Origin of the sequence: Sporanaerobacter acetigenes DSM 13106, assembly GCF_900130025.1 — a bacterium.
Taxonomy (GTDB): Bacteria; Bacillota; Clostridia; order Tissierellales; family Sporanaerobacteraceae; genus Sporanaerobacter; species Sporanaerobacter acetigenes.
Window position 1 is genome coordinate 203,457 of the sequence record NZ_FQXR01000005.1, and the last position, 13,761, is coordinate 217,217.

A 13,761-nucleotide genomic window follows, 5' to 3' on the forward strand; every position below is an offset into this window, starting at 1 on the left:
AAAAATAATGTTTAAGGGGGAATTCATATGTTTAAAAGGTTACTATCAGTTGTTTTAGCTATTTGTTTGGTGTTAGGTATGTCTACTATCACACTAGGTGCATCTCAGTTTAAACCATGTACTATGGTCAATGGTACAATAATTTCTTTAGAAGATGAAGCGTATTTAAGTGAAGAAGGACTAATAATGTGTCCATTACGTGAGATTGCTGAAAAAATGGAGTATTTAGTTACTTGGAATGGTAAAGATAGAAGTATTACTCTTGCAAAAGATTCTGAAAGTATCAAATTAATAATTGGAGAATCAAAAATTAGTGTAAATGAAGAAAGCATGGATATAAATTCAAGTCCTATTATTAAAGAAGGCAAAACTTATGTACCAGTAGAATTATTTAGCAAAGCTTTGAAGCTTGTTATAGGATGGGATAATAAACAACAAGTTCTAAAAATAAATCAACCTAAAGAAAATAAAGAGGACTTCTTTATAATGTCTAAGGATGAAAAGATACAAAATGAATTAGATACTTATATGAAAGCATTTCAAAAACATCATAATTTTCATGGAAGTGTGCTAGTTGCTAAAGATGGAAAAGTGCTTCTTAACAAAGGTTATGGATTTGCAAACTTTGAACAAAACACTTTGAATAAATCTCAAACAAAATTTGCTATTGGCTCTATTACAAAGCAATTTACAGCAATGGCGATTATGCAACTGAATGAAAAAGGTTTAATAGATGTAGAAGATACGGTTTCAAAATATTTACCTGATTTTCCAAACGGAGATTTAATTACTCTACATAATCTATTGACCCACACATCAGGACTTAAGAATTATACTGAAATAAAAGAATTCCTAACTTTAAAACCGGAAAATAGAGATCCAATGACAGTAATTGACCTAATAAAAAATATGTCATTAGAGTTTGAACCAGGTAGTGAGTTTAGATATAGTAATACAAATTACACATTATTAGGCATAATAATTGAAAAGGTTACTAATATGTCATTTGAAGATTATTTACAAAAAAATATATTTGCGCCTCTAAATATGTCAAATACAGGTATATGTTATGGTGAAAATAATGAACTTTATGATGCAACACCATATTCAGGCTATTTGGAAGTTGTTCCTGTAGATGACGAACTAGTACTTACTCAAGCTTATGGTGCTGGAAATATATATTCAACAGCTGAAGATCTATATAGATGGGATCGAGCTCTAAAAACTGAACAACTTGTAAAAAAGGAAACATTAGATAAGATATTTGCAGAACATGTAGCTATATCAGATGGTGTTAGTTATGGTTATGGATGGATGATTACAGACAATGGTAAACAAATCATGCATGGTGGAAATACCTTCGGATTTACTTCTAATATAGCTAGATATATTGATGAAGACCTTACTATTATTATTTTAACTAATAATGGTTATTTTGATGTTTCTAGTTTAACTGAGTCTTTAGCAAATATAGTATTTAAAAAAGATTATAAAATACCAGAAGCTAAAAAGGAAATAAAAATTGATAATCTAGAATTATACGATAACTATGTAGGAAAGTATGAATTCCTAAATGGAGCATACATTGATATAATTAAAAAAGATAACAAACTTTTTGCTCAAGTAACAGGTCAAGATGCTTTTGAAATATTTCCAGAATCAAATAATAAATTTTTTGCAAAAGTAATTGATGCTAGTATTGAGTTTAAAACTAATGATAGGGGAGAAGTTACAGAACTAATATTTGAACAAATAGGTATGGAGTTTATTTGCAAAAGAGTAGAAGATATTGAAGAGCAGATTGAAGTAACTGTAGATCCTAAAATATATGAGGAATATGTTGGAGAGTATAAACTAATACCAGGTGTAATTATTATCATTACAACTGAGGATAATCACATATATGCTCAGCTTACAGGTCAAGATGCATTTGAAATATTCCCTATGTCAGAAAGTGAATACTTCTACAAGGTAGTTGATGCTAAGATTACTTTTGAAAGAGATGAAAATGGCAATGTAACAAACTTGGTATTACATCAAAACGGGCAAGATATGCCTGCAACTAAAATAAAATAGGTACATCTAAACCTCAAGGTCAGATTAAAAATCTGACCTTTTACTTACCTAATAAAGCCTATATATTACTCCACAAGCGAGTCTTTTCCCTGAATTTCCAGCAGGTTGCGATCTGTAGTCATCAGGATTTTCGTGAATTATTACGGATTTTCCCACAACATCTTGAGGCATAAATTTATTTGTAAAAAAACTCATTTTAGCATAGCCATTGTTTGAAAATAGTACAGGGAAATCCCCAGCGTGATTCCCATGGGGTTGATTGGTTGGATTCCAATGACCACCAGCAGCTTGGAATGGATTTTCAGGATTTCCTACTTCACAATTCCCATTTTCATGAATATGAAAACCATGAGGACCTATGGGCTGTTTTTCTCCTTGAGCGGGTTTATATGGAGGAAGTCCCCAAACCTCAACGTATACTTCAGTTCCTCCTGAAACTTGTGAAAATGTAATTATTCCGTACAATTGTGGAGCAAGGGGTCCACCTCTTATTTCGGTCATGCTCGTTTCAGGCATACAATTTGTTGTATCATAATACATTTTTTTAACCTCCTTTCATACTTATAATATGAATTCTAGTTTTTAAAGGTGAAAAAACAACTCTCATCAATATGAGAGTTGTTTTTAGAAGTTGGTTGCTTTTATATTAGAATTTTTATATTTGAAATTATAGAATAGAGTCTTTAAATATAGAGAACCAATAACAATTTTTGTATTAAAAACGGAGGCTAAGCGTCTAATCTTATTTGTTTCATCATTTTCAAAATTTTCGTCTGTTAAATAAGATAAAAGAAATTTTGCATTGTTTTTGATTTCTAATTTTATTTTCTTTTCTACATTTTTTTCTCCGTCTTTCGAAGAAATATATTCAATTTCTTCGATGTATTTTTTATATATTGTATTTTTTAGTATTTCTTTATATTCATCTATTATTTTATCATTAAGATCATCTAATGTGTAGGCTACTTTTAAGTCTATACTTAGAATTTCTCCAGTTATTTCAGCCATTGCATTGCTTAGGGCTACGTTGGTTTTTTCCTCTGAATCCATGTAGTTTTCAATTGTTCTAAAAAATTTGAGAGTAATCAATTTTTTTACAGGAAGAGGTGTGTTTTTTGTAATACCTAAAGCATTACGAATTAGCTTTCTGTTTATATAGTTTAATTCTTTGACTTCACTTTCAACATTTAAACTATCTGGAACTAAATAATACTTTTTTCCCTTAACTATATTGAAAGTTTTCATAGTATCTAAATATCCCAACTCAATATTTTGTTCAGCTTTTTCTGGGTTTATTTCTAACGTTTTGCCTAAATCATGAGAACTTTTAATATATATTGTATTTGAATCTTCAGAAGGCTTGGATTTTGGAATGCCTTTTCCGCTGATGTCAACAACAATGAGGTTTTTAATTCCCTTTTTATTCATTAATGCTATAGGTACATTATCGTGGAATCCTCCATCAATATATTTTTTATTGTCTATTTTTATGGGTTTAAAAGCAGGAAAGCAAGCACTAGCAACTAGATAATCCACAAATTGTCCTCTTGGTATATTATCTTTAAAAATTTCAAGGGGTTTCAGGTCTGTAACTGAAAAAGTGACAAGTCCAAAGTCAATTGTAGAATTTCTTATTCTATCTTCATCGACATACAATTTAAGAGCCTCTATCAGTGGCGTCATTTCCATTCTTTCAGAAGTGATTATATTTTTAAGTATTAAAAAGGGGGTGAAGTGTTTGTTGTATATTTTTTGATTTTCCCATTCATCTTCATCAGTGTTATCAATTACTTGTTCGACTGAAAAATTAGTCCATGCCAATTGTACAAGATCATAGTCTCCTTGAACTAACATTGCACCATTTAATGCACCTATAGATGTACCTGTGATTGCAGCAATGGGAATACCCAATTCTTGAAGTGCTTTCCATACTCCTATTTGATAGCTGCCTTTTGCACCTCCACCAGAAAATACTACACCATATTCCTCCATAATATCTACCTCCACTGCCTATTGAAATATGTGAATTTTCTTAATTTTATAATACTACATTTCGCAATAAAAGTCCAAATATTGAACAATAGAAATATTTTCAATTAAAGGTTTGTGAAAAATTTGGAATCATATATAATAAAGCTATAACAATATATAAAATAGAAAAATATAAAAGAAGATAGAGAAGGTGATAAAATGACAAATAAAAATGTGGGCTTAATTCTTGAAGGTGGAGGAATGAGGGGAGCCTATACATCGGGAGTATTGGCTGCTTTTATGGATTCAAATATAAAATTTCCTTATGTAATAGGAGTATCAGCAGGAGCAAGCAATGGGGCTAATTTTGTGGCAGAGCAAAGGGAAAGAAATAAAAAGGTATTTGTTGAACATGTCAAGGATAAGGAATTTTCGGGGTTTAGACATTGGATCAAAGATAGGAGCTATTTCAATATGAACTATCTATATGATAGCCTTCCAAATAAAGTAGTACCTTTTGATTATGAAACTTTTAAGAAATCCAAGACTATATTTAAGGCATGTGCTACTAGTTGTAAGACTGGAAAACCTGTATATTTTGGGAAAAATGATTTTGATCCATTAGAATATATGGAAGTAGTTTTAAGAGCTTCTAGTAGTTTACCTATAATTTCAACTCCTGTAGAAATAAATGGGGAACTTTATTATGATGGTGGTATTTCAGATTCTATTCCTATAAATAAATCTATTGAAGATGGGAATCAGTATAATGTAGTTGTACTTACAAGAAATAAAGAATATAGAAAAGAACCTCAAAAAATAAATTTTGCAATAAAAAAACTTTCTAAAAAATATCCTAAAATAGTTGAAGCAATTAAAACTAGACATATTAGATACAATTCTTCATTAGATAAAATTCAAGAACTTGAAAAAAAAGGTGAAGTTTTTGTGTTTAGACCTGTAAAAAAATTTGCTGTAGATAGACTAGAAAGAGATATTTCTAAGTTAGATGCTTTATATATGCAAGGATATAATGAAACAATGGCTAAAATAGATGATTTGGGAAAATGGTTAGAAAATATCTAATTTCTGCATACCTCTCTTTTATCAATAGTATAATTATATAGAATACAAGGGAGAATGAGGAGGAATAATGTGGAAATATTTGTTGATGGGGTCGAATATATTTTGAATATTTTAGAAGATGACAAATTTGACGATAAAAAGTTAAAAAAATATCTTTCTTCTAAAGAAGGAAAGTTGTTTTTAAAACATGAAAAAGAGTTGAGAAGAAAAACTAATAGTCTGACAATAGAAGAAGAATTGAGAAAAGTTGTTGAAGATGAAAATTATAAAGATCCATATGAATTTTATATTTTAAAAGACAATATAGAAGAAGTTAAAAAAAATCTCCAGTTCATTAAAAAAAATGAGGATATTATCTTTGAAAATGTACTTAAACAGATATACAAATATATTCCGGAATCTATAAAAGTAGATCCCAATATAGTACTGTATGCTGGCGGCGTAGATGGTGGTTTTGCTATATTTACTAAAAATGTATATATAAATTTCATAAAATACATTGGAAATATAGATGAATTTGAGAAAATACTTGCTCATGAGTTCTATCATGCTAGACAAATTCCTATAGGGAAAAAAGTTTCATTAATATTAAAGATGAGTTTTTATTCCAAGAAAGCGCTATATGATACTTTGGGAAGACTTTTGGAAGAAGGAATAGCTTCTTTAGTTGAGCACGGAACTGATTTTGTCAGAGATGATCCTGTAGGCACATTGACTCATAGAGAGATATTATTTTATAAAGAGCATTTTAATATTTTAAATAGAGCTTTGTTGTCAATAAAAAATGGAAAACCAGATTACAATTTGATATATAAAATCAATGTATATGTATTGGGGTATATAATTTCGAAAACTATTTATGAAAGAGAAGGCACTTCTATTCTTAATAAATGGACTGTTGATTTTGATTATAAAATTCCTATAAAAAAGTATATAGAAATATGTGAAATTGAGGGGAAACCTTCAGAATTCGATATAGATGTGGAAAATTGGATAATGAGCATGTAAATATTTAAACATGAAATTTCATTTTAAAAATTGCATAAAAAATAATAAACAAACAGTGATTATTATGATATTATTGGGTATAAATAAGTGAATATTTTTGAAAGGGTGGTATCATGATAAGATTTTTTAAAAGGGACAAGAACATAGAAATATTGTCTCCAGCCACAGGTAAAATTGTGCCAATTGAGGAAGTTCCAGATGATACTTTTTCAAAGAAAATAGCTGGTGATGGATTGGCAATAGAACTTACAGATGGAAAAATTGTTGCACCTTTTGATGGGGAAATAACAAGTGTTTATAATGCTAATCATTGTTTAGTTGTCAGATCCGAAAGTGGCTTGGAATTGCTTATACATATTGGGATAGATACTGTAAAGTTAAAAGGCGAAGGATTTAAAAGATATGTAGAGCTAAATGATAAAGTGAAATCTGGAGATTTGTTGTTAGAAGCTGATTTAAATTTATTAAAATCAAAGGGCAAATCTATTTTGACTCCAGTAGTTATAACCAATAGAAGAAATATAGAGTCTATAGAAAAAATGGATGGAGAAGTAGAAAAAGATAAAGATTTATTGATGAAAGTGAAAATGAAAAATGATTAATGTAAAAAGCCCACTTGTAGAAGTGGGTTATATTTTGCATATTCATGAAACAAAGTTTCAAATTTAAAATATTATATTGAAATAAAATTTCAAAAATGATATAATGAAAATAATTCAAAAGGTATATAGAAGAAAGGTGATAAGATGATAAATTTAGAAGAACTAGTAACAGAAGGAATAAATCAAAATACAAGTAGTATTGATAAAGTATCCACAACTGAAATGGTTAAGATGATTAATGATGAAGATAAAAAGATTGCTTATGCTGTAGAAAAGGAAATTCCCAACATAGCAAAAGCTATTGATATTATTGCAGAGAAGTTAAGTGATGGTGGAAGACTTATTTATATAGGTGCAGGTACTAGTGGCAGAATTGGAATTTTGGATGCTTCAGAATGCCCTCCAACTTTTGGGGTAGAACCTACTTTGGTACAAGGTTTAATTGCTGGAGGAAATAAAGCAATATTTGAGTCTGTGGAAGGAGCAGAAGACAATAAAGATTATGCCATTAAAGATTTGAAAGAAATCAACTTTTCTTCTAAAGATATATTGGTTGGACTTGCTGCTAGTGGAAGGACGCCTTATACAATTGGAGCATTGGAGTATGCAAATGAATTGGGAAGTTTCACTATTGCAGTAACTTGTAATCCAAATTCTCTTTTATCAAATACAGCTAAATTATCTATAAGTCCTATAGTTGGTCCTGAAGTGATATCTGGTTCTACAAGGCTTAAGGCTGGAACTGCTCAAAAGATGGTTTTAAACATGTTGTCTACAGGAACTATGGTGAAATTAGGAAAAGTATATGAAAACCTTATGGTAGATTTAAGAGCTCAAAATCAGAAATTGGTTGAAAGAACCAAAAAAATAGTATGTCAAGCAACAGGAGTATCAAAAGAAAAAGCATCACAAGTTTTAGAAGAAACTGACTATGATGTAAAATTGGCAATTCTTTTGATTAAAACTGGTCTCAACCTTGAAAAAGGTAAGGATATTCTAAAAGAAAACAATGGCTATTTAAGTAAAGCCATTGAACAAGCGATTTCTAAATAAAATAAAAAGGGGGATGCAAAATGAGTGAAAAAATTGGCAACATGGCCAAGGGTATCCTTGATAACATTGGCGGTGAGGAAAACATTTTAGGCTTTGAAAATTGCATGACCAGATTGAGAATTACTTTAAGAGACATGTCCAAATTTGACAAGGAGAGATTGCAAAAAGTAGAAGGAGTTATGGGTGTAGTAGAATCTGGCAACCAAATTCAAGTTGTTGTAGGTCCAGGGACTGCAGCAAAAGTTTCAGATCATGTCAAAGACACAACAAATATAAAAGTAGTTGATGTAGAGGAATTTGGGAATGCCGAAGCTGTTAAAGCTCAAGTAAAAGAACAGTACAAGGCTCCAGGTAGCGACTTTTTGAAAAAGATTTCAAATATTTTTATACCTTTGATTCCTGCATTTATTGGTTCAGGACTTATAATGGGAATTAATAATATACTAAAAACTGCGGGAGTAAATCCAACTATAACTGGATTATTAGGAGTATTTTCAGGAGCAGTTTTTGGATATATGGCAATAATGGTAGGTATGAATGCAGCAAGGGTATTCGGAGGTTCGCCAGCAATTGGGGGGTTGATGGCAGGTATAACTATATCACCTGGATTGGCTGATGTAGAGTTGTTTGGCAAGGCACTTATACCAGGACGTGGTGGAATATTTGCAGTATTGCTGGTAGTATGGTTTGCATCATTTATTGAGAAGAAAATAAGAAAAGCGATGCCAGAATCTGTTGAATTGGTTTTAACTCCACTTTTGACTATATTGATTTCAGGATTTGCTTCAGTACTTGTATTGCAGCCATTAGGTGGTCTTGTTTCTGATGGTATAGGAGCTGCTGTTACAGGAGCGATTGATAAAGGTGGAGCAGTAACTGGAGCTATATTAGGTGGAACTTTCTTGCCATTGGTAATGACTGGGTTACATCAAGGATTAACTCCAATACATGCAGATTTACTTCAGAGAACTGGAGTCACTACATTGCTTCCAATTTTAGCTATGGCAGGAGCAGGTCAAGTAGGAGCAAGTATTGCAGTACTTGTAAAGACTAAAAATGAAAGATTAAAGAAAACTGTTGCTAATGCTCTTCCGGTAGGGATACTTGGAGTGGGAGAACCGTTGATTTATGGAGTCACATTACCACTTGGAAAGCCATTTTTAGGAGCTTGTATTGGTGGAGCTGTAGGTGGAGCAATAGTAGCACCTTTAAAAGTAGGAGCTATAAATATGGGCATTTCTGGGATACCACTAGCAATACTAATTGAGCCAGGACATGTTGGACATTATCTATTAGGAATTTTAGGTGCTTATGTTGGTGGATTTATTGCAACAATGTTGTTAGGATTTAAAGATCCTGTTGATTAGTATGATTTTAATTATTTGAAAAATTATGGTATAAGGTGCTGAATTCAGCACCTTATATTATCTTAAATGAGGTGATATTTTGTTTGGAATATCTATTTATGCTGGAATGGATAATACTATAGAGGAAATAATTGAATATATGGATAGGGCTCATAGTTTAGGTTTAAATACTATATTTACTTCAGCTCATATTCCTGAAACTAATGAAAGCTTTAAAAAAGATTTTGAAAAGGTTTTACAACATGCTTCTAAATTGGGATTTATAACTATGGTTGATATTTCAAAAGGTTATTTTGACAGTTTAGATATAAAAAAATATAATATAGATTATTTAAGGCTAGATTATGGATTTACATTAGAAGAGATAGCCAAAATGACTCGAAATTATAGCTTTGGTGTAACTGTAAATGCTACTACTTTTGTAAAGAAGGATATAGAGAAATTTATAAATTATGGTGGAAGAATAAATAAAATAAATGCATGTCATAATTTTTATCCTAGAAACGATACAGGAATATCTGAAGAGTTGTTGATTGAAAAAAATAGCATTTTTAAAGAATATGGTATAAAAACCATGGCTTTTATGCCTTCGCAATATAAAAGAAGAGGTCCTGTGTATGAAGGGCTTCCAACGTTAGAAATGCATAGAAATATGAAAACTCTAGTATCTGCCCAACATTTACAAAGACTAGGAGTTGACTTTATTGTTATAGGAGATGCAATGGCTTCAGAAGATGAGATGAAAAGTCTGAATTATATTAAAAATGATGAAACTATTATTCCGATAAAATTAAAAAAGGATTTATCAAAAATTGAATTGGAAATACTAAATAGCACACATACAAATCGTATGGATCCAGGAGAGTTTGTTGTAAGATCTCAAGAATCTAGAATTATAAAATCAGGGAAAATAATACCCAACAATAATATTTTGCCAAGAAAGAAGTATTTTGTTACAATAGATAATGAAAAATATAAAAGATATGAAGGTGAATTGCAAATACTGAAAAAGGATTTTGATATTGATGAGAGGGTAAATGTAGTAGGGGATGCCAGTGAAGGCAATATATTGATTGAAATATTAAAACCAGGGGAAAAGTTTAGCTTTTATATAGTGGAGGATTAATATGGGTGTAGTTTTAAAAATCAATGAAATAAAAGACCAACTTACTAATTCAGAACAAAAAATTGCAAACTGTATTTTAGATAATTCTCACAAGGTTTATAATATGTCTATACATGAGTTAGCTGATTGGTGTAGCACAAGTTCATCTAGTATAGTTAGATTTTGCAGAAAAATGGGTTTTGACGGGTTTAAGGAGTTTAAGATTGAACTTGCCAAAGATGTAGCTGATTCTGAAAAAAGTAAGGATATTGTCTATGAAGATGTATCAGTTGACGATAGCATTCAAGCTGTTATAAACAAGATATCTTCTGGAAACATTAAGTCTATAGAAAATACTTTGGAGTTATTGGATAGCTACGAAGTTGAAAAAGCCATAAATGCACTAGATAAGGCCAATAATGTTTATTTATATGGAATAGGTGCTTCAGGATTGGTTGCTATGGATTTTCAATATAAACTTATGAGAATAAACAGAAATGCTTTCATGTATTTAGATAGTCATACACAGTTATCGACTTCTGTAAATATTCAAAAAGATGATGTGGCTGTAGCTATCTCTCATAGTGGAAAAACATTGGAAGTATTTAAAGCTATAGATATGGCTAATATGAAGGGGGCTACAACTATCTCTATAACTAAGTATGGAGACAATCCAGTAAGCAATGTATCTGATATAAAATTGTATGTTGGAGGTATAGAACAAAATTTAAGAGTAGGAGCTATTGCATCTAGAATAGCACAACTTACAGTGGTGGATATTCTCTTTGTAGGATTGGCAAGGAAAAATTTTAAAGTTGTGTCTGACTATTTAAAGGGTACAAAAGAGATTGTAGAAGATTTTAAAATTGAAAAATAAGCAAAGGGTGAATATAAATGTTTAATTTTTTTAAGAAAAATAAAATCATTGAAATAGGAACTCCCGTAAATGGTGAAATAATAAGTATAGAAGATGTACCAGATGCTGTTTTTTCTGAGAAAATGATTGGAGATGGTGTGGCCATAGAACCTAGCGAAGGTTTGGTATTGTCACCTGTTGATGGAGAAATAGTGAGTTTGTTTCCAACTAATCATGCTATTGGTATTAGGACTTATGAGGGGTTGGAAATATTGATTCATATTGGCCTAGATACAGTAGAGTTGAAAGGTGAAGGATTCAAAAGAATTACTAGTGAAAATGCCAAAGTAAAAAAAGGAGATCCATTGATGGAATTTGATATAGATTTCATAAAATCCATGAAAAAATCTCCTATAACACCTGTAGTTATAACCAATATGGACATGGTTAAAGATATAGTTAAAAATAGTGGAAAAGTTCAAATTTCAAAGGATATTATAATGAGTATCAAATATTAAAGCCCACCTAGGTGGGCTTTAATATTTGATATTGCTTACTAAAGATTGTAGTTCTTCAGATAGTTTAGATAAACTATGGCTTGATGATGCTATTTCTTCTACAGAAGCTGTTTGTTCTTCTGTGGAAGCGGAAATATTTTGTATTTGTCCGGCTACTTCTTTACTCATTTGTTCTATGGAACTTGCTTTTGATTTTAGATTTATATTTTCATTGGCTACATTATCTATGGCTTTGACAGTTTCATCTATTTTTAAATTTATTTTATCAATAAGTTCTAGAATTTGATTAAAGGTTTCTTCAGCTTCTTTTACAGTGATTTTTCCAGTTTTCACATTTTTGTTATTAGAATTCATGGATACATTTGTTTTATCAATAGTGTTTTTGTTTTCGTTTATAATAATATTAACTGCTTCTGTAGATTTTCGTGTTTCTTCAGCTAATTTTCTTATTTCATCTGCAACTACAGAAAAACCTCTCCCATATTCACCAGCTCTGGCAGCTTCAATAGCTGCATTCAAGGCAAGTAAATTTGTCTGTTCAGCTATGTCTTGAATTACTTCCATTATATCATTCATTTTGTTAGAGCTATGAGTTATTTCAAGCAATGAATTTTGTACTTCAATTGTACTTTTATCTATTTCATCCATTTGGTGTATAACTTTTTCAATTTTATTTTTGCCTAAATCACTATTTTTTGAAATATTTTCACTTAAATTTGAAATTTCTCTAGCATGGTCTACAACTTCATCAACTTGATTAGATACTTTTTCAATGGAGTCGACAACGCTTATTACTTCTTCTAATTGATGGTCAGAGCTTTCTGCAATATTATAAGAAGAATCTGCTATGCTTTGCGAAACTAATGCGGATTGTTCTGTTGTGGCAGTAAGTTCTTCTGCTGCTGCTGCTACTTGTTCAGAGGATTCATTTACTTCTTTTGTAAACTTCCTTAAATTTTCAATTATGGTTTGGAAAGAAAAACTTAATTTCCCCAATTCATCTTTTCTTTTTAGATGCTCTTCAGATACATCAATTTTTAAATTTAAATTAGCCACATCATTGGCGGTGTTTGTTATAGCTATAATTGGCTTTGTTATAAATCGCGTGATTAAAAGTGAAAATATTATTCCAACTATTAGAGAGATTAAAGTTGTAATGAATGTATTTGTTCTCAAACTATTTAAACTTCCCAACACCTCATTTTCAGGGGCTGTAACTGCGACAGACCAGTTAGTAGTTACTACTGGATAAAATGCAGCATATTTAGTTGTATTTTGAAAGTCATACTTATATATTCCAGATTTTCCATCAACCATTTTTTCCATCAAATTTTTTAATTCTATAAATTTTTTATCTTGTTTGATAGTTCTTAAATCAATTTCTTCAGTTTCTACATATTTTGCATTTGGATGAGATATAATGGAGCCATCTTTATTGACAATAAAAGCATATCCAGTTTTGGCAAATGTAATATTAGAAGTTATTTCATTGAATATTTGTGCTTCACCAAAGGCAACTATAACTCCTGTTGTTATATTGTTAGATTTTAAAGGTACAGCTATAGCTATTTGTTGTGTATTTGTGTTTTTATTTATAAAAGGTTCAGTTATATAACTATTGCCTTTTCTTGCCTCTTTGTAATATTCTTCTTCCCATATATTATATTCTTTTCCGCTGACAAGTTTCAAATGTCCAATAGGGTCTGCTATCCCTATGTCTATGTATCCCAAACGTTTTCCTTCATTTTTTAGAAGCGCTATTTTTTCTTCCCAAGGTATATCTTTGTTGGCTAGTTGTTCAAGTTTTCCAACTGTTTCTAAAGAGGAAATTTGTGCATTTAGTCGAGTATCTATTAAATTTGCAGCATCTTCTGCTATTTTAGGTAGAGTATCTTCAGTGTTTTTTATTAAAGCAGTTTTCGCATTGTTGTAAGAAGTAATACCTTGTACAATACAGATAATTATAATCAATGCTACTAGAGCAAGGGTTATTTTAGTCTGTATACTTCCTAAATTAAAATTCAATTTTTTACTTTTACTTTTGTTTTTTTGTTTTAAATTACTCATTTTTAATTTAAACGGTTTATGCTTTTTTAGTTTAAATTTTTTGTCCCCCATG

Annotated in this window: 12 protein-coding genes; 9 read left to right on the forward strand and 3 right to left on the reverse strand. The window is 30.6% G+C overall.

Annotated features, from left to right (window positions below):
- Positions 1–27: 27 nt before the first annotated feature.
- Positions 28–2,076, forward strand: coding sequence for a serine hydrolase (locus tag BUA21_RS06530; protein ID WP_072744000.1), 2,049 nt, complete (start codon positions 28–30; stop codon positions 2,074–2,076).
- Positions 2,077–2,124: 48 nt separating this feature from the next.
- Here the strand turns inward: BUA21_RS06530 and BUA21_RS06535 are convergent, their stop codons facing one another.
- Positions 2,125–2,616 (reverse strand): superoxide dismutase family protein, encoded by a 492-nt coding sequence (locus BUA21_RS06535; protein ID WP_072744001.1) that lies wholly within the window; start codon positions 2,614–2,616, stop codon positions 2,125–2,127.
- A gap of 84 nt (positions 2,617–2,700) precedes the next feature.
- On the reverse strand, positions 2,701–4,068 hold the full coding sequence (locus BUA21_RS06540; protein ID WP_072744002.1) for a patatin-like phospholipase family protein: 1,368 nt from the start codon (positions 4,066–4,068) through the stop codon (positions 2,701–2,703).
- A gap of 198 nt (positions 4,069–4,266) precedes the next feature.
- Here BUA21_RS06540 and BUA21_RS06545 point away from each other — a divergent pair, with 198 nt between their 5' ends.
- From BUA21_RS06545 to BUA21_RS06580, 8 genes are all read left to right on the forward strand, one after another.
- Positions 4,267–5,133, forward strand: coding sequence for a patatin-like phospholipase family protein (locus BUA21_RS06545; RefSeq protein ID WP_072744003.1), 867 nt, complete (start codon positions 4,267–4,269; stop codon positions 5,131–5,133).
- A gap of 69 nt (positions 5,134–5,202) precedes the next feature.
- A complete protein-coding gene (locus tag BUA21_RS06550; RefSeq protein ID WP_072744004.1) occupies positions 5,203–6,141 on the forward strand; it encodes a DUF5700 domain-containing putative Zn-dependent protease in 939 nt (312 codons plus the stop codon).
- Between the two features lie 113 nt (positions 6,142–6,254).
- Positions 6,255–6,743 carry a PTS sugar transporter subunit IIA gene (locus BUA21_RS06555; RefSeq protein ID WP_072744005.1) on the forward strand — a complete coding sequence of 163 codons (489 nt, stop codon included), beginning with the start codon at positions 6,255–6,257 and terminating at the stop codon, positions 6,741–6,743.
- Between the two features lie 144 nt (positions 6,744–6,887).
- The gene (murQ, locus tag BUA21_RS06560; protein WP_072744006.1) at positions 6,888–7,796 is read left to right on the forward strand and encodes an N-acetylmuramic acid 6-phosphate etherase; all 909 of its coding nucleotides are present in this window, start codon (positions 6,888–6,890) and stop codon (positions 7,794–7,796) included.
- Positions 7,797–7,816: 20 nt separating this feature from the next.
- Positions 7,817–9,163 carry a PTS transporter subunit EIIC gene (locus BUA21_RS06565; protein WP_072744007.1) on the forward strand — a complete coding sequence of 449 codons (1,347 nt, stop codon included), beginning with the start codon at positions 7,817–7,819 and terminating at the stop codon, positions 9,161–9,163.
- A gap of 79 nt (positions 9,164–9,242) precedes the next feature.
- Positions 9,243–10,289: a MupG family TIM beta-alpha barrel fold protein gene (locus BUA21_RS06570; RefSeq protein WP_072744008.1), complete on the forward strand. Its 1,047-nt coding sequence runs from the start codon at positions 9,243–9,245 to the stop codon at positions 10,287–10,289.
- A gap of 1 nt (position 10,290) precedes the next feature.
- The gene (locus tag BUA21_RS06575; RefSeq protein ID WP_072744009.1) at positions 10,291–11,145 is read left to right on the forward strand and encodes a MurR/RpiR family transcriptional regulator; all 855 of its coding nucleotides are present in this window, start codon (positions 10,291–10,293) and stop codon (positions 11,143–11,145) included.
- A 17-nt stretch (positions 11,146–11,162) separates the two neighbouring features.
- Entirely contained in the window at positions 11,163–11,642 is a 480-nt protein-coding gene (locus BUA21_RS06580) for a PTS sugar transporter subunit IIA (protein WP_072744010.1), read from the forward strand.
- Between the two features lie 18 nt (positions 11,643–11,660).
- Here BUA21_RS06580 and BUA21_RS06585 read toward each other — a convergent pair whose 3' ends face one another.
- Complete coding sequence (locus tag BUA21_RS06585) at positions 11,661–13,760, reverse strand: methyl-accepting chemotaxis protein (RefSeq protein ID WP_072744011.1); 2,100 nt, start codon at positions 13,758–13,760, stop codon at positions 11,661–11,663.
- Position 13,761: the final 1 nt, after the last annotated feature.

Excerpts from the sequence above, each read along its gene's own strand:
- BUA21_RS06555 (WP_072744005.1), top strand. The coding sequence starts at position 6,255 with ATGATAAGATTTTTTAAAAGGGACAAGAACATAGAAATATTGTCTCCA.
- BUA21_RS06535 (WP_072744001.1), bottom strand. The coding sequence starts at position 2,616 with ATGTATTATGATACAACAAATTGTATGCCTGAAACGAGCATGACCGAA.
- BUA21_RS06540 (WP_072744002.1), bottom strand. The coding sequence starts at position 4,068 with ATGGAGGAATATGGTGTAGTATTTTCTGGTGGAGGTGCAAAAGGCAGC.
- BUA21_RS06545 (WP_072744003.1), top strand. The coding sequence starts at position 4,267 with ATGACAAATAAAAATGTGGGCTTAATTCTTGAAGGTGGAGGAATGAGG.
- BUA21_RS06530 (WP_072744000.1), top strand. The coding sequence starts at position 28 with ATGTTTAAAAGGTTACTATCAGTTGTTTTAGCTATTTGTTTGGTGTTA.
- murQ (WP_072744006.1), top strand. The coding sequence starts at position 6,888 with ATGATAAATTTAGAAGAACTAGTAACAGAAGGAATAAATCAAAATACA.
- BUA21_RS06580 (WP_072744010.1), top strand. The coding sequence starts at position 11,163 with ATGTTTAATTTTTTTAAGAAAAATAAAATCATTGAAATAGGAACTCCC.
- BUA21_RS06575 (WP_072744009.1), top strand. The coding sequence starts at position 10,291 with ATGGGTGTAGTTTTAAAAATCAATGAAATAAAAGACCAACTTACTAAT.
- BUA21_RS06585 (WP_072744011.1), bottom strand. The coding sequence starts at position 13,760 with ATGGGGGACAAAAAATTTAAACTAAAAAAGCATAAACCGTTTAAATTA.
- BUA21_RS06565 (WP_072744007.1), top strand. The coding sequence starts at position 7,817 with ATGAGTGAAAAAATTGGCAACATGGCCAAGGGTATCCTTGATAACATT.